14 protein-coding genes are annotated in these 21292 nt (G+C 43.7%); 7 read left to right on the top strand and 7 right to left on the bottom strand.

Going from position 1 to position 21292, the window contains the following annotated elements; translation table 11 throughout:
* Positions 1–260: 260 nt before the first annotated feature.
* The 3 genes from egtC to BV372_RS16060 all read left to right on the top strand — a co-directional run bounded on the left by egtC (position 261) and on the right by BV372_RS16060 (position 2907).
* The gene (gene egtC, locus BV372_RS16070) at positions 261–1058 is read left to right on the top strand and encodes an ergothioneine biosynthesis protein EgtC (protein ID WP_086687501.1); all 798 of its coding nucleotides are present in this window, start codon (positions 261–263) and stop codon (positions 1056–1058) included.
* A gap of 146 nt (positions 1059–1204) precedes the next feature.
* Positions 1205–2161 carry an aldo/keto reductase gene (locus BV372_RS16065; protein ID WP_086687500.1) on the top strand — a complete coding sequence of 319 codons (957 nt, stop codon included), beginning with the start codon at positions 1205–1207 and terminating at the stop codon, positions 2159–2161.
* A 491-nt stretch (positions 2162–2652) separates the two neighbouring features.
* The gene (locus BV372_RS16060) at positions 2653–2907 is read left to right on the top strand and encodes a hypothetical protein (RefSeq protein ID WP_086687499.1); all 255 of its coding nucleotides are present in this window, start codon (positions 2653–2655) and stop codon (positions 2905–2907) included.
* Between the two features lie 102 nt (positions 2908–3009).
* Here BV372_RS16060 and BV372_RS16055 read toward each other — a convergent pair whose 3' ends face one another.
* The 5 genes from BV372_RS16055 to BV372_RS16030 form a co-directional block, all read right to left on the bottom strand.
* On the bottom strand, positions 3010–4803 hold the full coding sequence (locus tag BV372_RS16055) for an ABC transporter ATP-binding protein (protein ID WP_086687498.1): 1794 nt from the start codon (positions 4801–4803) through the stop codon (positions 3010–3012).
* Positions 4800–6542 carry an ABC transporter ATP-binding protein gene (locus tag BV372_RS16050; protein ID WP_179198115.1) on the bottom strand — a complete coding sequence of 581 codons (1743 nt, stop codon included), beginning with the start codon at positions 6540–6542 and terminating at the stop codon, positions 4800–4802. The genes BV372_RS16055 and BV372_RS16050 overlap by 4 nt, the downstream gene beginning before the upstream one ends.
* A gap of 590 nt (positions 6543–7132) precedes the next feature.
* Positions 7133–7759 (bottom strand): heme-copper oxidase subunit III, encoded by a 627-nt coding sequence (locus BV372_RS16040; protein WP_086687495.1) that lies wholly within the window; start codon positions 7757–7759, stop codon positions 7133–7135.
* A gap of 133 nt (positions 7760–7892) precedes the next feature.
* Positions 7893–9629: a cytochrome c oxidase subunit I gene (gene ctaD / locus BV372_RS16035; RefSeq protein ID WP_086687508.1), complete on the bottom strand. Its 1737-nt coding sequence runs from the start codon at positions 9627–9629 to the stop codon at positions 7893–7895.
* An 82-nt stretch (positions 9630–9711) separates the two neighbouring features.
* A complete protein-coding gene (locus tag BV372_RS16030) occupies positions 9712–10806 on the bottom strand; it encodes a cytochrome c oxidase subunit II (protein ID WP_086687494.1) in 1095 nt (364 codons plus the stop codon).
* A gap of 419 nt (positions 10807–11225) precedes the next feature.
* Between BV372_RS16030 and BV372_RS16025 the strand changes: the two genes are divergently transcribed.
* Both BV372_RS16025 and BV372_RS16020 read left to right on the top strand, forming a co-directional pair.
* Positions 11226–12206 (top strand): heme A synthase, encoded by a 981-nt coding sequence (locus BV372_RS16025; protein WP_086687493.1) that lies wholly within the window; start codon positions 11226–11228, stop codon positions 12204–12206.
* 411 nt (positions 12207–12617) lie between these two features.
* Complete coding sequence (locus BV372_RS16020) at positions 12618–13571, top strand: heme o synthase (RefSeq protein ID WP_086687492.1); 954 nt, start codon at positions 12618–12620, stop codon at positions 13569–13571.
* 221 nt (positions 13572–13792) lie between these two features.
* On the opposite strand, the gene BV372_RS16015 is transcribed toward BV372_RS16020, so the two are convergent.
* Both BV372_RS16015 and BV372_RS16010 read right to left on the bottom strand, forming a co-directional pair.
* Positions 13793–15163 carry a serine/threonine-protein kinase gene (locus BV372_RS16015; protein WP_086687491.1) on the bottom strand — a complete coding sequence of 457 codons (1371 nt, stop codon included), beginning with the start codon at positions 15161–15163 and terminating at the stop codon, positions 13793–13795.
* Between the two features lie 247 nt (positions 15164–15410).
* Positions 15411–15887, bottom strand: coding sequence for a MarR family winged helix-turn-helix transcriptional regulator (locus tag BV372_RS16010; RefSeq protein ID WP_086687490.1), 477 nt, complete (start codon positions 15885–15887; stop codon positions 15411–15413).
* Between the two features lie 399 nt (positions 15888–16286).
* Between BV372_RS16010 and BV372_RS16000 the strand changes: the two genes are divergently transcribed.
* Both BV372_RS16000 and BV372_RS15995 read left to right on the top strand, forming a co-directional pair.
* Positions 16287–17711, top strand: coding sequence for an efflux RND transporter periplasmic adaptor subunit (locus BV372_RS16000; RefSeq protein WP_256973257.1), 1425 nt, complete (start codon positions 16287–16289; stop codon positions 17709–17711).
* Positions 17712–17837: 126 nt separating this feature from the next.
* Positions 17838–21182, top strand: coding sequence for an efflux RND transporter permease subunit (locus tag BV372_RS15995; protein ID WP_086687487.1), 3345 nt, complete (start codon positions 17838–17840; stop codon positions 21180–21182).
* The last annotated feature ends 110 nt before the right edge of the window (positions 21183–21292 follow it).

The raw sequence follows: 21292 nt of genomic DNA, 5'->3' as shown, positions 1-21292 counted from the left end.
GACTGACAGCGAATGCCGCAGCTCTGCATTCTAACAGACTGTAGTTCGTACTGCTGCGTAAAATGTGAGCAAGTTTTGACAGGGCACCAAAGAAAGTCGCCACTGTGGAGAGCGATCGCAGTCCAAATCATTTCCTATTCCTGGCTTCAAACGAGAGTATTAACTCACTCTGCGAGGAAATCCTCCCTGTGTTAGATAGCTGCAAAAAATTCGCTTGCTAAACTTTTATATGCGTATTTTATAATTTAGCTATTTTTCTTATGTGTAGATTAGTTGGCTACCTTGGTAATAGTATTCAATTAGATGAGTTGCTTTATAAGCAAGAGCATTCGCTATACAAGCAAAGTTATAACCCGCAGGAATTAAAGTCAGGAGTAGTTTGTGCAGACGGGTTTGGTGTAGGTTGGTACAACGAAGCGGGTAAACCATTTATTTACCGGAACACCATCCCCCTGTGGAACGATCCGAATATAGAAGAGTTGAGCAACTATGTCCAATCTAACTGTGTTGTGGGCTATGTCCGCCTAGCAGGGAACGGTGAAACGCTCGACATTAGTAACTGTCAACCATTCCGCAGTGGCAAGCTGTTGTTTGTGCACAATGGTGAGATCGAAAACTTTCAACAAACGCTCTATAGACCGATACGCGAAAGCCTTTCTGATTCCACATACCAGCTGATTAAGGGTATGACTGATTCTGAACACATCTTCGCTTTGCTAGTGGAAATGTGGCAGTCGGCTCCAGATCAGACCCTATTATCAGCCTTACGTGCGACGCTGCAAAAATTAACTGACTTGGCTAAAAAGCACGATACCACCTTTAGTGCCAATATCATAGTTAGTGATGGTCAAGCAGTTGCGGCAACTCGCTACGCCTACCGCACCCAAGCCCCTACTCTTTATTGGTATTGCGATCATCTAAAGCAGCCCAACCAAGTCATTGTTGCTTCTGAACCTCTATTCGAGCAAAATTGGACAGCTTTTCCTGACCAAAGTACCCTATTTGTTCAAGCAGAGTCATTACAGCCAACAACTAGCTTATTTGAGAGCGCTGTTTAACGCGATACAACCGCTTTTAAGCTGACTGGGCAAGACTTTTAAAAATAAATAATTCGGTTTCTTTGGCGAGGTAAAGCTTTAGATTACTTCGAGCATTGTTGGAAACGCTGCTCATCTAAAATCCCTAATTCTTGGAGAAAGTACGCATGAAAACCAAACAACTCGGCAATTCGGAGCTTCAGATCACCCCAATCGGCTTTGGTGCTTGGGCTATCGGTGGAGGTGACTGGGCTTTTGGTTGGGGAGCACAGGACGACCAACAATCGATTGCAGCGATCAATCGTGCTCTCGATCTCGGCGTGAATTGGATTGACACCGCAGCTATTTATGGTTTGGGGCATTCAGAGGAGGTTGTTGCTCAGGCGCTTAAAGGTCGAGCAGAACGCCCCTACATTTTTACTAAATGCTCAATGATTTGGAATGAAAAGGGCGAAATTGGTCGTAGCCTCAAGGCAGATTCGGTGCGGCGGGAGGTTGAAGCTAGTTTGCGTCGACTCAACATTGAAACCATTGACCTCTACCAGATTCACTGGCCCAACCCAGACGCAGAACTCGAAGAAGGTTGGAAAACCCTCAGCCAGCTAAAAGATGAAGGTAAGGTTCGCTATATTGGGGTTTCAAACTTCAATGTAGAACAGTTGAAACGTGCCCAGGAGATTGCACCAATCACCTCATTGCAACCGCCTTATTCACTGGGCAAGCGCGATGTAGAAAAGGATATTCTGCCTTTTTGTAAGGAAAATAATATAGGTGTGATTGTTTATTCACCGATGCAATCTGGCTTGCTGACTGGGGCGATGACACACGAGCGAGTTGCTAATCTGCCAGATGATGATTGGCGCAAGAACAGCAGTGAATTTCAGGAGCCACGTCTATCTCGTAATCTGAAGCTCGTCGAGGTGTTGCAACACATTGGTCAACAACACGGGCGTTCGCCTGGTGAAGTAGCGATCGCTTGGACTTTAAATAATCCTGCGGTGACTGCGGCAATTGTTGGCGGACGCAACAGTAAACAAGTAGAAGGAATAATCGGTGCAAGTGAGTTTCGCCTCAACGAGCAAGAGCTAAATCAGATCCAGACTTTCTTGCATGAGAATCCATAAAATCTTTCAAAGGTTACGACAGTTAGGGATAAGTAATACCAATTTGAAAAAAGAATGCATCACATCGATAAAACCCTCTCCACAAGCGGGCGGGGTATCTGTGGCAAACATTTTTTGAATTGGTATCAGTCGGCATAAAAATTTCCAGATATGTCATTGAGAGTGTAATGAAGTGAAACGTAGACGCAAAGAGGCTTCCCGCAGGGTAGCAATCGCAAAGGTTTTGTGCGTTTTATATTCTGTAAATAGTTCGGTTGATTTGTGTCGGCTTACTTAATGCGCTTCAATTCCTTGTTAAGAAAAATGCTCGTATTTTTCTCAAATTTGCTGTATCCTAGTTAATCCTAGTTAAATTATTCAACCCTATACTTCATAAAATTTCTTGCGGATCTGTCTGAAAATTTTGGAAAGATTATATTAATCTTTTTCTGAATTAATATGAAGATTCTCATCTCTAAATGTCCAGGTTTCAAAATTCTAAGTAGAGACAGATGAAACTGATCAAAAAATCTGAAAAACTCCTCCTGAAGAAAATTAAGATTATGGAGGAAGTAGAAGAACAAAATCTTCAAGACGATACTATCGATGCTCTAGAATCGGTATTAGAGAAGACACCAGTACTGGATGTAGAGAATAGAGAACCTAACTATATTCCGTTGCGTGACAATCCTGTAGTCCAATCAGTTGGAAACACAGGCTGGCAGGTTTCCGAAATTTGGAAAGATATTAGATTGGATCATTTCTAGCAATCGAGATGACGAGTAAGGACACGACAATGTTGTGTCCTTCTACGGACTGTATTTCATTTAATTGGAAATTCTATAGTTACGAATTACTAATTATTGAAATTATTGAAATTCCATTGTGGTTACTGCACCCAACTGGAGAGCATAGAGGTTTGCATAGACACCTTGTTGACTAATAAGTTCTGCATGAGTGCCGCGTTCGATGATTTGTCCTTGCTGAATTACTAATACCTGATCGGCCTGAGTAACGGTACTGAGGCGGTGAGCAATTACGAAGCTGGTACGACCTTGCAGCAAGCGAGCGATCGCATTTTGTACCAGTGCTTCTGTGCGGGTATCTATACTGCTGGTGGCTTCATCAAGAATTAGAATGCGGGGATCGATCAACACTGCACGGGCAATACTAATCAGTTGCCGTTGTCCTTGGCTAAGAGGCGCACCCCGTTCACCCAATTGTGTTGTATAACCTTGGGGTAATGAAGTAATAAACTCATGCACATTCGCCATTTGTGCAGCGGCTTCGATCTCGGCTTGGGTAGCGTGTGGACAGCCGAAGGCAATATTTTCTGCCACAGTACCGCTAAATAAAATATTATCTTGTAGAACAATACCAATCTGACGCCGTAAACTAGCTTGAGTAACACTACGCACATCAATGTCATCAATTTTTACTGCACCATCAGAGACATCATAAAAACGCAATATTAAATTAATAATTGTCGTTTTTCCAGAGCCTGTCGGGCCCACTAATGCAACCATCTGCCCTGGGCTGGCGTGTAAATTCACGCCTTTGAGAACCATTTGCTCTGGGTTATAGCCAAACTTAACATTATCAAATCTTACCTCACCGTAAATTGGTGGCATTTGGATAGCATCAGGTGCATCTTTGAGTTGTGATGGTTCATCCAACAGCAGGAAAATTCTTTCTAATCCAGCAAAGGCAGACTGAGCTTGGGTGTAAAACTGACTGAGAATTTGGATCGGGCGGAAGAATTGCTGTACATAAAGTAAAAATGATGTTACTACACCTACTGTTGCTGCGCCTGTGACAGCAAGATAGCCACCATAAGCTAGTACACCTGCGGTTGCTAGAGTGTTGAGAAAATCAATCGACGGCAAAAAGGCCGCAGTAATTGCCACAGCATGGACGTTGGCATCGCGATTAGCAGCGTTGAGAGTGGCGAATTCTTGAATGTTCATCTGTACGCGATTAAATGCCTGTGCTTCTCGCACACTGCCAATATCTTCTTCCAATTTGGTGGAAAGTTCGCCAATTGTTTGTCGTGTGACGCGAAATCTTGCTCTTGCCCAACGTGCAAACAAGCTCGTGGTCAAAATCATCAGTGGTACAACGAGGTTGCTTAACAAGCCAAGTTGTAAGTTGATTGAGAGCATGGCAATGACAATGCCAACCAAACTAAAAGTGTTGCCCAGCATTTGGGCGATCGTCTGTCCAAATGCCTGATTCACGGTATTCACATCATTGAGCAGGCGGCTCATTAAATCGCCCGCTTCGCTGCGGTCAAAAAAGCTGAGTGGCAAACTCTGAATTTTCGTGAAAATGTCTTGCCGCAGTTGCGCCAGCAAGCGCTGCATAATCCAGCCGACCCGAATAATTTGACCACGAGTTGCCGAGATACCAAGCCCGTAAATTAGTCCCAGCAGCCCTAATAGCAGCATCAACCCCGGCAAATTTCCTTTGGCAATCAGGTGATCAATTGACCAACCAAGTAAGAATGGCCCGATCGCCTGTGTTGATGCACCAATCAGTACTAATGTCAAGGCTATGGGGATTTCTTTGCGATAGGGTCGCAAGTATTGCAAAAAGCGCCGTAAAGTGGAGAGTTGGTGATTTGCCTGTTGCTCAGGTGCAACAACCGGACCGAAGCCTCTCATTTGTTCTCCTTTGGCTTTACTTGAGATTCCAAAATCGCACCATAAAGTGGACTGGTTTGCATTAATTCTTCATGAATGCCTTGGGCGACTAATTGTCCTTTATCGACCAAAAAAATGCGATCAGCATTCTTGATGGTACTAATGCGTTGAGCCACCACAAAAGTTACACAAGCTTTTTGGCGCATAAGGTTATCCAGTTCGGCTTGAATTTGCGCAGCAGTTTTGGCATCTACAGCAGAAGTACTGTCATCTAAAATCAGAATACTGTAATCGGTGAGTAAGGTGCGGGCGATCGCTATTCGTTGCTTTTGTCCCCCAGATAAACCAATACCCCGTTCACCTACCATTGTTTCGTAGCTATCGGGTAGGCTGGCAATGAATTCATGAATTTGGGCAGTTTTTGCTACTTCAAGCACCTGTTCCAAGGTTGCATTCGGTTTTGCGTAGGCAATATTTTCGCGGATGGTGCCAGAAAAGAGGGTGGTTTCTTGAAAGACAATCCCAATGTGCGCTCTCAAACTTTTCAGGGTAAAATCCCGCACATCCCGCCCGTCAATGCGAATTGCTCCCCTACTGACATCATAAAAGCGGGGAATCAAGTTCATGATTGTGCTTTTGCCGGAACCTGTCATTCCTAAAATAGCGATGAGCTCGTTAGGCTTGGTTTCAAAAGAAACATTCTTTAAAGCTTCAGTTGTCGCTCCAGGATAACGAAATGAGACATTTTCAAAGGTGATTCTGCCGCCACAAGTGTTAAACTCCACAGCATCGGGGCGATCGCGAATTTCCACCTCCGCATCTACTACTTCGTAAACTCGTTCCGCGGAAGCAGCGGCTTGAGCGATCGCAGGTGCAGCAAATCCAATCAACAAAATTGGTTGGAGTATTAACGCCAGGTAAGAGTTAAACGCCACCAATTCACCAACAGAGAACTTACCATTAATTACCTGCCCTCCCCCATAGCCAAAAACTGCGACAGTTACCAAATTACTCATTAAAAAGATAAAGGGGAAGGTATTGCGGATGGCGCTAATAGTCTTCATATTGGCCGTGACTAAGGCATCATTTAAGGTCGTGTAACGCGACCTTTCGGTAGATTCCCGCACGAAAGCTTTTACTACCCTGATCCCCAACAAGTTCTCTTGCAATACCGCATTCAGGTCACCCAGTTGCTCTTGTACCTGCCTAAATATTCGCTCATTGCGGGTAACGAATCGTGCCATTAACCATCCTGATATCGGCACTACTGTCAGGGTAATTAATGCTAACTGCCAATTCATCATCAGCAGAATTACCGCAACACTTACCAATGTCACCGCTGCACCAATCACCTGAATCAGGCTAGTGCCAATAAATGTACGGATCTGCTCAATATCACTGGTGACGCGGGTTAGGAGTTGAGAAGTCTGTGCCTTGTCATGATAACTAAAACTGAGATTTTGAATCTTGCTAAAAATCTTGTTGCGTAAATCGTAGGCAACACCTTGAGAAGCCGCCTCTGCCAAATAGCTTTGTCCAAAGTTAAATAAACCACGAGCGATCGCCGCAACTACCATCCATGCAGCACTGTAAAGCACAATTTGTAAGTTTTTCTGGGCAATACCTTGATCGATTCCCCAGCGAAATAATTGTGGTGTAGCTGCATTTGCAACTGTCAAAAGTAAGAGACTGAACAAAGCTCCTAAGGAAATCCATTGGTAATTGCTCAAGCTCCCCAGTACACGCTGGATTGCTCGCATCGATGAATTTTCTGGGATTTGTGATTGTTGAACCAATGAAATGCACCCTTGTGTCTTTCACAAATTATCTCGCACCTTAAGCCTTCTGTGACTCAATTAATGCTGATTCGGCATTGGAATACCCAGAAAAAATATCTAGAAAAATTTTAGGCGATCGCCTGCCAATACTCATACCATTTTGAAAAAAGAACGCGACACATGAGTAGGGGCACGGCACCAGTAAAATAATTTGATATACCAAAAGATTGTGGATGTTCCCTACAAAGAATTTATCTGTCGCAAACATTAGACCTCTTGCAAAAATATATTTTTGCAAGAGGGGGGAAAGGGAAAAGGTTAAAGGGAAAGGGTTTTGAGTTCCTTTCCCCTTTTCCCCTTTCCCTTTTACCGACTTTTGCAAGAAGTCTATTATTTGAATTGGTATTAGATTGTAAAACAAACAACTATTGGATCAGGGTTTTAGATTTCCATCTGTCGCAATCATTTTTCAAATTGGTATCAGAAGTCGATTACATAAATAACCATGAAAAAAACCCCCAGGTGGGGGTTGGGTAGTTATTCGCGTGGAGTGAACAACTACTTATTAATACTTAGAGTATGTACAACAATCCGAAAAGAATAATCCAAATCACGTCTACAAAGTGCCAGTAAATTTCCGCAGCTTCAATACCGAAGTGCTTTTCATTACTGTAATGTCCCGGACGGCGCGATCGCCATAATACAGCCACAATCGCCAAAACGCCGAGGGTAACGTGCAAACCGTGAAAGCCAGTCAAAACATAAAATGCGCTGGCAAACAAGTTGGTAGTCAATCCAAATTCTAGATGGGTATATTCATATACTTGCCCTACCAAGAAAATCGTACCCATTGCGGCAGTAATTGCTAACCAGGTTCGCATACCTTTGGTATCGTTCTTTTTGATGGCAGTGTCAGCATTATGCATGACAAAGCTGCTGGCAATTAGATTGACAGTGTTAACTCCAGGTAGTAATAGTTCTAATTCTGGCGTGCCTGCTGGCGGCCATACAGGTAGGATAGAACGGAAAGCCAGATATGCTCCGAACAACCCCATAAAAATCATCCCCTCAGCCACAAGGAAGACAATTAGCCCAAACAGGCGATGGTCTGGATGTGCTTCGTGACCAGCATGTGCTGCTTCCGCAGCGTGGTGATGATTCAGTTCAGCTTTTGCTGAGTCAATAGTTTGACTTTGCATGAATCTTGAATGTTAGAGGACAGGTTAGGAGTGGGGACTAGAGGCAGGAGGGGAAGGGGGAAAGGGTAAAGGGTAAAGGGGAAAAAGAAGCAGGGGAGACAACTGACCAATGCCCAATTCCCTATGCCCTGCACTATTCTTTTTCAGCAGTGATTGCTGGATATGGCTCGTCGGGTTCGGCTCTTAACACCGAGTTAACACCCCCAGACAAGATTGGATTGGGATCTGATAAGGGTACACCTTCTTTAGCCCTTTCCAAGCCGTAATCGTAGGGACCTGTAGCCAATACCGGGAGTTCATCAAAATTCTCGATCGCAGGCGGAGAGGTAGTCATCCACTCTAAGGTTAGTGCCCTCCAGGGATTATTACCAGCTTTTTCTCCGTACAGCCAACTCCAAATCGCGTTGATAATGAAGGGGAAGGTAGAAACTGCCAGTATATAAGCACCGTAAGTGCAAATTTCGTTCAAAAACGTGAATTTGGGGTCATACTGAGCGACACGGCGGTTCATGCCCAACATCCCTAACTTATGCATCGGTAAGAATGTCATATTCAGACCGACAATGGTCAAGGCAAAGTGAACCTTACCCCAAAATTCGTTAAGCATCCGCCCTGTCATTTTCGGGAACCAATGGTAAATCCCGGCATAAATGCCGAGCACGCTACCACCAAACAGCACGTAATGCAGGTGTGCGACTACAAAGTAGGTGTCGTGAACGTGAATATCAAAAGGTACAGCCGCCAACATCACGCCACTAATCCCGCCAATCACAAATGTGCCTACAAAGCCCATTGCAAATAGCATGGCAGTATTCAGCTGGATTTTTCCACCCCACATTGTTGCCAACCAGCTGAAAATTTTAATGCCTGTGGGTACGGCAATGATCATGGTGGTGATCATAAAGAACATCCGCAACCAGCCAGGAATACCGCTGGTAAACATGTGGTGCGCCCAAACGATTAGTCCTAAAAAGCTGATAGCCAAAGAAGAGTAAGCGATCGCTTTATAGCCAAAAATCGGTTTGCGGGAATGCACAGGAATCACCTCAGAAATTGCCCCAAAGAAAGGCAAAATCATGATGTAAACCGCCGGGTGGGAGTAAAACCAGAACATATGCTGGTAAACCACGGGATCGCCACCCCCAGTCGGGTTAAAGAATGTCGTTCCGGCGAATAAGTCAAAAGCCAGCAAAATTAGACCAGCTGCTAGCACCGGTGTAGATACCAGAACCAGCGCTGAGGTGGCAAACATTGCCCAGCAGAACAAGGGCATTTGATGGAAACCCATGCCTGGGGTACGCATCCTCAGCAAGGTGACAAGGAAATTGATTGCCCCCAGAATCGATGATGTACCTAGTAAAAGGACACTCATAATCCAAATTCCCTCACCCACTTGACCTGTTACCAAGCTCAGGGGAGGGTAGGAAGTCCAACCTGCATCTGGTGCATCCCCTACCACTAAACTAGCGATTAGCAACAAACCCGCAGGCGGGATCATCCAAAAGGCAACAGCATTCAGTTTGGGGAATGCCATATCCTTAGCCCCAATCATCAGGGGGATCAGGAAGTTAGCAAACCCTGTACCAGCTGGCACAATCCACAAGAAAATCATGATTGTGGCGTGCAGCGTAAATAAACTGTTGTAGACTTCAGGCGTGACAAAATCTACTTCCGGGGTACGTAGTTCTGTCCGAACTAAGTCAGCTAAAACGCCGCCTATACAGTAAAAAATGAACGTAGTGACTAGGTATTGAATCCCAATCACCTTGTGGTCAGTATTAAAACCAAAGTAATCTTGCCATTTTCTCTCCCCTGGTTCTTCAATAAGGGAAGGAATATTGGCAGTTTCTTGTATCTGAGCTTGGGTCATAAGAGTTTTTTGTCCTTTGTCCTTTGTCATTTGTCCTTTGTCATTTACTAATGACTAATGACCAATGACTAATGACCAATGACTAATGATGAGCAGTGTGAACTTGATGGAGTAATTCAGGTTTAATTCCCATTTCCTTGGTGTAAGGTGCCAGGAATTCATTTGCGGATAGATCAGCAGGGTTAAGAGCAACAGCTTGATTGAGGGTTTCGCGGCTGGCTACTTGCTGCTCTTGTAGCCATTTGTCAAATGCTTCTTGTTTCTCAACAACTATCGGTGCTCTCATTGCGCCGTGGTAGGGTCCACAAAGTTCAGCACAGATGAGGGCATAATCACCTTCCTTGTTGGGTGTGAAGCGAATCTCGCTCTGTCTACCAGGGATAGCATCTTGCTTCAAGCGAAACTCAGGTACCCAAAAAGCGTGAATCACATCGTTGGCTGTCATATTGATTTGCACTTCCCGCCCAATGGGAACGTGCATTTCACCAGTAGTTATACCTGTTTCTGGATAGGTGAAAATCCAGGCGTATTGGAGACCAGTGACGTTAATGGCCAACGCTGGCGGTTTGCCTACGTTTTCCGGGCTGGGGCCGATGGTGGGAGAAACAATCCCGATCCCAGGAGCATTCTGCTTTTGCGGAATTTGGTCAGCATTGCGGACTGCTGCGGTGGCTGGGTCTTGCATTGCCTCATCAGACTTTTGTTGATTGAGGTTAGGTTCAGTGCTGGGAGGCGTATCGTTTAATGTTGCGGCGATCGCTGCCCCAGGCATGTTCATTGACATATTCTGAGTAATTGGGGCTTCATGAACAGCATGGGGATCGAAGCCACCAATTTCGTTGTACACATCAAAACTGTATACAGAGATACCAATAACAATAATTGCTGGGATCGCCGTCCAGAGTATTTCTAGAGGTACGTTACCCTCAACTGGTGGTCCATCTTCATTGTCACCAGGTCGCCGCCGATATTTAAATGCAGCGTAAATCAAAACACCTTCGACAATTATAAATATAGCTGTCGAGACGATCATCATTGTGTTAAACAAACCATCAACTAAGACGGCTTCATCAGAGGCTGCTGTTGGCAACAGACCGTGATTCTGACCGTACCAAAGGCTGACTAGGGTTAGCACAATGCCAATTAGTAATGTCCAGATCGAACTTGGAATTTTCACGGCTTACTTAAAATGAATTTACTACGTTATCTCAAAGCTGCCCACTTACTAAGGTAGTCCAGTCCATCAGCTCTGGGCTATTAAGGTCTGAAATTTTTATTAATTTTTTTGGCTACATAACTATTTTTGAGTAAAAGAGTTTTATCAGATATTGCTAAGGATAGATGTGAATCATGGCAAAAATTTAAGAATAAATTTAGATAGTAAAATTTATTGCAATTAAAGGACTCTTAACAACTTGAAAAATACCTAAAGTTTCGGGCAAAAAGTGGCAAGAGTGATTCAAAGTATAAGTGAAAGGTATAACTGAAAGCTAATCTATAAATCCTTGTCGTATACGCTAGGGTGGATATGGGTCGTGACTGACAAACTAATAATTTTAAGTAGCTCTACTCAAGAGCGGGCATAAGGTATCGTTGATGAGCGAATTTGTCCTAGAACAACAAAATGAAGCGGCAGCTCCGCAGCCAAAGCCCAAGGAAATGATCCGTCGTTTGGTTTGGAAGATCTGTATAGCCACCTTGATTTTGATGGCAATAGGCAGTGCCACGCGGGTGATGAATGCAGGACTTGCTTGCCCAGACTGGCCCTTGTGCTACGGGCAATTAGTGCCAGCCAAGCAAATGAATCTCCAAGTATTCTTGGAGTGGTTTCACAGATTGGACGCAGCTTTGATTGGTGTCAGTGCGATCGCCCTTGTTGGTCTGTGTTGGTGGCATCGTCGCGCCTTACCTACTTGGCTGCCTTGGGCATCTACATTCGCCCTATTTTTAATCGTCTTCCAAGGTATCTTGGGGGGACTTACGGTCACCGAACTGTTGCGGTTTGATATTGTGACTGCCCACTTGGGAACAGCGCTGTTGTTTTTTGCCACCCTACTGATTGTTGGTACTGCACTCACTCCTTATCAGGGAACTGGCAATGTTGGCAAGTTGCCTTGGTTAGGTTTAGCAGCCTCTATTTTGGTTTACCTACAAAGTTTACTAGGTGCCTTAGTAGGGTCTCGCTGGGCACTACACCAATGTTTGGGCACATCCCAACTTTGTACTGTGATGTACAGCCACATCTTCGGCTTAGTACCACCGACAGTGGCAACTTTAGCGGTGGTATTGATATCTTGGCAAAGACCAGCACTTCATCCAGCTTTGCGGCGATTAGCAAATATGGCTGGTGGGTTGCTGCTTATACAAATACTGTTGGGAATTGCAACTTTCAGATTACGTCTGCAAGTTGAGCCTCTCACTGTCTCTCACCAAGCTGTAGGCGCAGCTTTACTGGGTACTTTAGTGGCTTTCACCGTGCTAGCATTACGCGACTGGGTTGCTAGTCGTGAAACTAACATTTACCCTGTGACTGTAACGATAACTACAAACACACAAGTGAATGGATCGCATTCATAACTCAAAGAGGCGGGGGGAAAGGGAGCAAGGCGCAGGGGAGAAATTTAATCTCCCTGCCATCTTGGTCACTAGCCCCTTTCCTAGTTTTGGGGTTTCTCCCTTGCTCCTTTAGGCTCCTGCTCCCTTGCTTCTTTGACATCACATCTAGCACCAATCCCTAGCAACTAGAAGTGGTGGAACCAAATAAACCCTTGTCTCTACCTGCATCCCAAGAGACATCAAAACGCAAATAACAGCGTTTCTACAAAGGCTCTACAAATTAAAGCCGTGAGTAGCACTCTTCATGGAAGCGCAACGGCGCGTATTGCGACCCAGCCAGATGCAGGAAGTCTGTACTTTTGTTCAACCGCACCAATCAGACTGAGCAGGGCGTGCACATAACTTGTTGAAAAATAAGGAACTAGAGCCAAAATGATTGAGACTAATGTCTCTCGCCACCACGAAACATTTCTCCAGGTAATTCAAAGCTACTACCAGTTAACAAAGCCTCGGATTATCCCGTTGCTCTTAATTACCACTGCTGGCAGTATGTGGATTGCCGCTAAGGGACAAGTAGACCCATTATTGTTGCTAGTAACTATGACTGGCGGCACTTTGGCTGCTGCTAGCGCCCAGACGATTAACTGTATCTATGATCGGGATATTGATTATGAAATGGAGCGGACGCGTCATCGTCCCATTCCTTCTGGTAAGGTACAGCCACGAGAAGCGCTGATTTTCGCTGTGGCTCTGGCTGTCATTTCTTTCACTTTATTGACAGTTTTTGCGAACCTACTAGCTGCCCTACTGGCTTTTTCTGGCATAGTTTTCTATGTTTTAGTCTATACACACTGGCTAAAACGCCATAGCACCCAGAATATCGTCATTGGTGGGGCTGCTGGAGCAATTCCGGCGCTAGTAGGCTGGGCCGCTGTTACAGGCACTTTAAGCTGGGCAGCATGGTTAATTTTTGCGATTGTCTTTCTTTGGACACCGCCTCATTTCTGGGCTTTAGCGTTGATGATTCGGGATGACTACGCCAAAGTCGGAATCCCTATGCTACCGGTTGTTGTCGGTGATACAGCAACAGTTAAGCAAATTTGGTACTACACCTTGGTAACAGTAGCTGCAACACTGTTACTAGTTTTTCCCTTACACGCAAGTGGAATTTTTTATGCAGCGATCGCTCTTGGTTTAGGAGCCATATTCATCCACAAATCTTGGCGCTTATTGCAAAACCCAGAAGATCGGACTGTAGCCAGAGAGCTATTTCTCTATTCCATCTCCTACATGATGCTGTTGTGTCTTGGCATGGTAATTGATAGCCTCCCCATTACTCATAATTTGATCAATGCAGCAGTAGGTCAGTTGCATTTATTTAGTTAGGGTAGACAATTATCGCGATCGCGTTACCAAATTTTGAAAGCGCGATCGCTCATTAAACAGTAATCTCCCTTGCTCCCTTGCGATCGCACCAAGAGTTGATCTAAAACATCTTCGTAAAGTAAACCGCCAGGAATCTTTACAACTGCCTTAAGAAAATTAAAATGTAGGGTGTGTTATCGCTTTAGCGTAACGCACCATCAGCAATTCTACTTCTTAAACTCCTATATTTTACAATCCGTAAGCCTTGATGTGAGGGCAGAGAATCTTTTTCTTCTTCCATCCAATCTCATGCTCCATATTGCTCTAGGTAGGTGTCCTGCTGGAGAAGCTAATTTAAATGATAGAGATTGATAAAGTATCCAGTTATTTTTATGCCGCCATCCTAAACACTCTCCAAAATATTTCCAGGTTTCCAAATCTAAGTCAGGTTTTCCTCCAACGCTTCCCCATATCTGCTTCTGGACACTAAAACCAAAGCGTCCGTTACTGTATAGTAACCATAAGCCATCAATAGTTAATAGGTCTTGACAGGGAAAGCTTTTGATATCTTCTACTCTGAGGTACTGTTCTTTTTCCCGATGAGATATTTTCAGCATAACCTTCCAAGTTTCTTGGTCAGCTTCTCGCCATTTTCCAGATACTAGTAGTTCTTGCAGAATTTTATAATTTATACCTTTTGCTGATATCAGATTTGGAGCATTAAGAACTAGTATGGCTTGAGCAGCAGATTGATAGCGCTGTTTGACATAATCCTGAAGCAGATTATCTAACACTTGCACCAAAGTATGAGTAATACTGGTAGCAGATGGTAAGCATTCTCTCCATATCCATTGACCTTTCAATGGATCATAAAGAGGATCATAAACTCCTTGATTTGGCAAATATCCAGTTAATAGCCGAATACAAGTAACACCCAAACTATAAAGGTCACTAGCTGGGAAAACTTGACCATGCATTTGCTCCAATGGTGCATATCCGGGTGTACCAACTGTAGTTCCTAATTGAGCGAGAATTGTTGCCGTTGCTTGTTTAGAAACACCAAAATCAATTAACATCAATTTGCCATCATGTTGACGACGCATAATATTTTCTGGCTTGATATCGCGGTGAATTACTCCTCGTTCATGGATAAATTGAAGAACTGGTAATAAATCATTCAAAAGCTGTATTATCTTTTCCTCGCTAAATGTTCCTTGCTGCTGTAATTCTTGTAGTAAATTCTGTCCTTCAATCAACTCTTGTACGAGATACAAGCGCTGATACTGTTCAAAATAAGCAATCAGGCGAGGAATTTGCGGATGTTCTCCCAAATCATACAAACGCTTGGCTTCTTGCTTAAACAATTCCGTTGCTTTTTCTAGTGCTGCGGTTCCTTGCACTTGCGGGAAAAATTGCTTAATCACGCAAGGTTCATCCATCTTATCTGTATCCCTAGCTTCATAAGTCTTACCAAATCCACCCTCGCCCAAAAGCCTAATTACACGGAAGCGGTTTCTCAATAATGGCGTGAGTGTTTTTCCACACTGAATGCAAAACTTATTTCCATCAGGATTAAAGGTATTCAAGCAATTAGGATTTGAACAATAAAGCATATCAGGGAAAATATCAGCAGATGGTGTATATGTTAAGTTTTCCCATTTAAGCTTGCTGGGTTGAAATACTTTGATGCTTTTTCGATAACATCTAGCTCAACATAAATCTCTGCATTCTTGCGTCATGTATGTCATAAATTATCGCGATCGCGTTACCACATTTTGAAAGCGCGATCGCAGCTAGAAATTTAAGACATCAGTCGCTAAAAAATTCTAAATTATCAGATATTTTCAGTTAAAAGCCTACTTATTCTGGCATTACCTTTTCAAAAGTACTACTCAGCACTGTTAGCCCTTCTACTACACTTCGGATTTGCTCCTCTGGCAAATCAGTTAAAACTAAAGCAATTCTCGCACTCGTCAATGAGCGAATCTGTTGCAGATGATACTTACCTGTATCAGTCAAATTTAGGAGAACATGACGGCGTTCTTGAGGATTTTCTACTCTGCTGACCAAATTCTTTTGTACGAGACGCTCTGTAAGCGTTGAAGCTGTAGCCCTAGTTACCCCTAAATGTTCCGCCACTTGAGAAAGAGAAACGCTGGGATGGCGGTCGAGGAAAGCTAGCGTCCGAAATTGCGGTACTGAAAGCGATTCAGGCAGAAAAGAAGCATTACGTCGCATTTCTGCCCGAAAGAACTTGATGATAATCGGAATTGTTTCCATCATTTTGGCAGCGCATTGTTCCGGGGTTACTTCTGGGGCTAGTTTTTTGGGACTCATACAATTTGAGATTTAGGATTTTGCGAACAGTTGAGGCGATCGCATGACTGATACTAAATCCGGTTTCAATACCTCGATTTGCTAAAGTTGTCAGGACAAAACAGAGTTAGAAATGCGGATTTGGTAGGAGATTTTGCGCCCAAACTGTCATTTGTTAAGCTGCGGCTTCTCTTACTCAGTCTACCTAACCAACTCTGCAAAAACCCGATGTTTTATGCATTAGATGGCAGGAAGCTTCCAGTAATTCTTTGGCAGAATATCCCAGAAATGGTTCTGGAGATAGATATTTAGCTAACTGTTAGCGTAGCTAACTAATTTTAGCTAATATTAAGTGTGTGTTTTTCAAACATCTGTTAAACCTGTATTTAGAGGCTCTCATTAATGCTGTCGCTGGTCAGTATGAGATATTTATCTCTTAAGCTTAAGACTAGACCTTCTTTAGACGCTCAAAAGCCGATGTTGCAAGGACTTTTGCCCTTCATGCCGAAACAATTGAGCAGGGGAATCGTGCTGTTCAGTTTAATTGCTCTGTGTAGTTGTACGGCTACTGAAGCACAGTCCAATAACCAAAAAGGCAAAAATCAGCAGCGTGCTGTACCTGTTGTCGTAGCGACAGTAACGCGTAAAACCATACCTATGGAGTTACGACAAACAGGAACCGTAATGGCTTATTCGACTGTAGGAATAAAGTCGCAAGTTGCAGGACCACTTACAGGAGTTTATTTTCAAGAAGGTCAGAATGTTAAGAAAGGTCAACTGCTCTTCAAAATAGATTCTAGACCGCAGCAAGCCGCCTTAATGCAAGCGCAAGCGAACCGAGATAAAGCGATCGCTCAGGTAAAACAGGCGCAAGCTAACCTCTCCAAGGCTGTCGCCCAAGTCAATCAAGCCAAAGCTAATCTCCTCAAAGACCAAACCCAAGCGAAAAACGCCCAAGCTCAAGCCCAACGCTATAGTACGCTTTTCACTCAAGGAGCGATTAGCAAAGAGCAAGCAGAGCAGTTTCGTACCGCATCTGATGCTCAAAAAGCAACAGTACTGGCTGACAATGAAGGTATTGCCAACACCATTGCAGCAGTTGACGCCGCAAAAGCAGACCTCAATAATGCTAAAGCAGAAGTTAGCGCAGCAGAAGCAGCAGTTGACAGCGCTAAAATCGCACTTTCTTATAATTCGATTTTTTCACCAATTACTGGGCGTACAGGCAGCTTGAAGGTCAATCAAGGCAACTTGGTAAAAGATAATGATACCAACCCCTTGGTCACAATTAGTCAAATTAGCCCCATCTACGTTACATCTTCCCTTCCCCAACGCCTATTGCCAGAACTTAACAAATATCGGGCGCAGGGAAAAATAGAAGTAGATGCCTACATTCCCAAAGATGAACAGCGTCCCGAACGTGGCGAACTTTTTTTCGTAGACAGTGGTGTAGATCCCACAACAGGAACTATTCAACTTAAGAGTAGCTTTGCTAACGCTGATGGACGCTTATCACCAGGTCAATTTGTCAATGTAGTTGTCCGGCTAACACAAGAACCCAACGCCATAGTTGTACCAACCCCAGCCATTCAAACAGGGCAACAAGGGCAGTTTGTCTATGTATTAAATCCTGCCGACCAAACCGTAGATATGCGTTCAGTTGTTGTGGGTAATGCAGTTGGTAATGAATCAGTCATCCAGCAAGGGCTAAAAGAAGGTGAGCAAGTCGTCACTGACGGACAATTTAACCTCAGACCAAAAGCCAAAGTACAAATTAAGCAAGCAGTAGGCAGCGGACAGAGGCTAGGAGGCGTTAACCAGGGAAATCAAAACCACTCACTATAGCTTTTATTTTGTAAATATTTATACTTTTGTCATTGGTCATTTGTCCTTTGTCATTGGTTATTTTTCTCCTTACCCTTCCTATCTCCCTTCCCTCATTTTCCTGCACCCCTGCTTCCCATATAGCCTATGAACATCTCTGCATTATTTATTCGCCGACCGATCATGACCACACTCGTGATGTTAGCCATCATGGTGTTTGGTTTGATGAGTTATCAATTGCTACCAGTAAGTGACCTGCCAACTGTGGATTTTCCCACAATTCAGGTGTCAGCCAGCTTACCAGGAGCTAGTCCTGAGACGGTTGCTTCGTCGGTAGCAACGCCATTAGAACAGCAATTTTCTAGTATTGCTGGTCTTGATTCGATGAATTCTACAAGTTCTCTGGGTTCGGCACAGATTACGCTGCAATTTAATTTGAGCCGGGATATAGATAGTGCGGCTCAAGATGTGCAATCTGCGATCGCAAAAGCAGCGCGGCAGTTACCGAGTAGTATGCCTAACCCGCCATCATACCGCAAAGTCAACCCAGCAGATTCACCTATTCTGTATGTAGCTTTGAACTCGACAGCGTTGCCATTGTCAGAAGTCGATAAGTATGGGGAAACAATTTTAGCACAGCGTCTTTCAATGGTTGATGGTGTGGCGCAGGTACAGGTTTATGGTTCACAAAAGTACGCTGTTCGCATTTATTTAGACCCGCAATCTTTGAGTTCTAAAGGTTTGGGAATTGACGAAGTAGCAGATGCCGTTTCTAAAGGAAATTCTAATTTACCTACTGGTAACCTTTATGGACAAAACCAAAACTATACTATTGAGTCAAATGGACAATTAAGTAATGCCGAAGCCTATAGTTCTTTAGTAGTTGCTTACCGTAACAGCGCACCAATTCAGTTGAGAGAATTGGGTAAGGTATTTGATAGCGTAGAAAACGATAAAGTAGCAAGTTGGTTCAATGGGAAGCGAGCAATTGTCTTAGCAATTCAAAGACAACCGGGAAGCAATACTGTAGCAGTCGTAGATGGGATCAAGAAAATTTTGCCTAGCTTCCGCGAACAAATTCCAGCAGCGGTAGATATGGAAATTCTCTATGACAGATCCCAATCTATTCGCGAGTCAGTAAATGATGTCAAATTTACTTTGTTCCTCACCATTTGCTTAGTGATTTTGGTAATTTTTCTGTTTTTGAGGAACATCTCAGCTACGATCATTCCCAGTTTGGCTGTACCTTTATCACTAGTAGCAACCTTTGGGGTAATGCTACTACTTGGTTATTCTCTGGATAACCTTTCATTGATGGCACTTACCCTAGCTGTTGGCTTTGTGGTAGACGACGCAGTGGTGATGCTAGAAAACATCGTGCGTCACATGGAAATGGGCGAAAATCGGATGCAAGCTGCCCTCAACGGTTCCAAAGAAATTGGTTTTACCATTTTATCAATGACAATTTCCTTGGTTGCCGTATTCATTCCCATTATGTTTATGGGTGGCATTTTGGGAAGGCTATTTAGCGAATTTGCTGTCACTATTAGCGTGTCAATTTTAGTGTCTGGATTTATCTCCCTCACCCTCACACCGATGCTTTGTAGTCGTTTTCTTAAGCACAAAGGTGAGCATCAACATTCAGATAATAGCCATGCTATATCCAACAATGGTAATGGTCATCTTCATGCAGACAATGGTCATGAAATATCCAACGATGGTAATGGTCATCTTCATGCAGATAATGGCCATGCCATATCTAACGATGGACATTTAAATACAAGCAATGGCTATGATATATCCAACAATGGTAATGGACATCAAATAAATAAAACCAAAAAACCGAAAGCTAAAAATTGGAAACGTCGTCTTTATAATGCTTCGGAATGGGTATTTGATACGATGCTGCGGGGTTACGAAGCAACTCTAAAGCTATCAATGAAATATCACCGCACGACGATGATTCTTTCGGGAGTGATTTTGGTCGCAACAATATATTTGTTTGTTGTCGTTCCCAAAGGATTCATTCCCAATGATGATACCGGACAGTTAAGCGTCAGCACAGAAGCGGCTCAAGATATTTCCTTTACTGAGATGGTAAAGCATCAACAAGTAGTAGCAAACATTGTGCGTCGCAACCCCAATGTGGAATCGATTAACTCCAGTGTAGGTGCAGGTGGAGCCAACGCCACATCTAACTCAGGGCGAATATTTGTTAAATTAAAACCCCATGCTCAACGTCACAAAAGCGCTGATGAAGTAGCGAATGAACTACGACCTAAACTGACTGGTATACCAGGAATCCGAGCATTTGTGCAAAACCCGCCATCTATCCGGCTAGGCGGACAACAAACAAAAGCGCTGTATCAATTTGGACTTTCTAGCCCGAATTTGCAAGAGTTGTATCAATACGCGCCAGCGTTGGAAACGAAATTACGGCAAATGTCGGATCTGCAAGATGTTAACAGCGACTTGCAAATCAAAAATCCCCAAATTAACGTTCAAGTTAACCGCGAACAAGCTTCAACGTTTGGATTGACAGCAAATCAAATAGAAACCACTTTAAATAATGCTTATGGTACGCGTCAGGTTTCCACTATCTATGCATCTGATGGTCAGTATCAAGTAATTATGGGAGTAGATCCACAGTATCAACTAAGCCCAAATGACCTTGACTTATTAACAGTTCGTTCCAGTAATGGTCAAGAAGTACCCTTAAATGCAGTTGCAACTCTGAGTAAAGGCGTCGGGCCATTAACAGTTAACCATTCTGGACAACTTTCTGCTGTTACTATTTCCTTTAACCTCAAACCAGGAGTATCTCTTGGTAGCGTTACCGGAACCATTGAAAAACTGGCTCGTGAAACTTTACCCGCAACCATTAGTACCAGCTTCCAAGGTACAGCACAGGTGTTTCAATCTTCGCTTTCTAGCTTAGGAATTTTGCTAATAATTGCGATTTTGGTAATCTACCTTGTGTTGGGGATTCTCTACGAAGATTTTATTCACCCGATTACAATTCTTTCAAGCTTACCTTCTGCGGGGTTTGGTGCTTTGCTCACCTTGATGCTGTTTAATGTTGATTTGAATATCTACGCTTTTGTGGGCATTATTATGTTGGTTGGCATCGTCAAGAAAAACGGCATCATGATGATTGACTTTGCAATGGATGCTCAAGAAAATCGGGGTAAAACGCCGTACGATGCCATATATGAAGCTTGTGTAGTCAGGTTCCGCCCGATCATGATGACCACAATGGCAGCATTGATGGGTACTCTACCAATCGCACTCGGTTTAGGTGCAGGTGCAGAATCTCGTCGTCCTTTAGGTTTAGCTGTTGTGGGTGGTTTATTGTTCTCTCAACTACTAACGCTTTATATTACTCCCGTTTTCTACACCTACATGGAATCGCTTCGTAAGCGGATAACGCATCGCAATAGTAAGCAGAAGAAAAGAGTCAGACAGCAACAGGAAAAGGCAGAAGTATCATAAATCTCTACAACACCACAGCAGCCTTGCATTCTCGATTATGAGCGCAACGCGATCGCATTGCCTTCTGCCCTCTGACTTGTAAGTAGGGAACAGGGAACAGGGAACGGGGA

Source organism: Nostoc sp. T09, assembly GCF_002154695.1.
Lineage (GTDB): Bacteria > Cyanobacteriota > Cyanobacteriia > Cyanobacteriales > Nostocaceae > Aulosira.
This window is presented reverse-complemented; position numbering and strand designations above follow the sequence as displayed.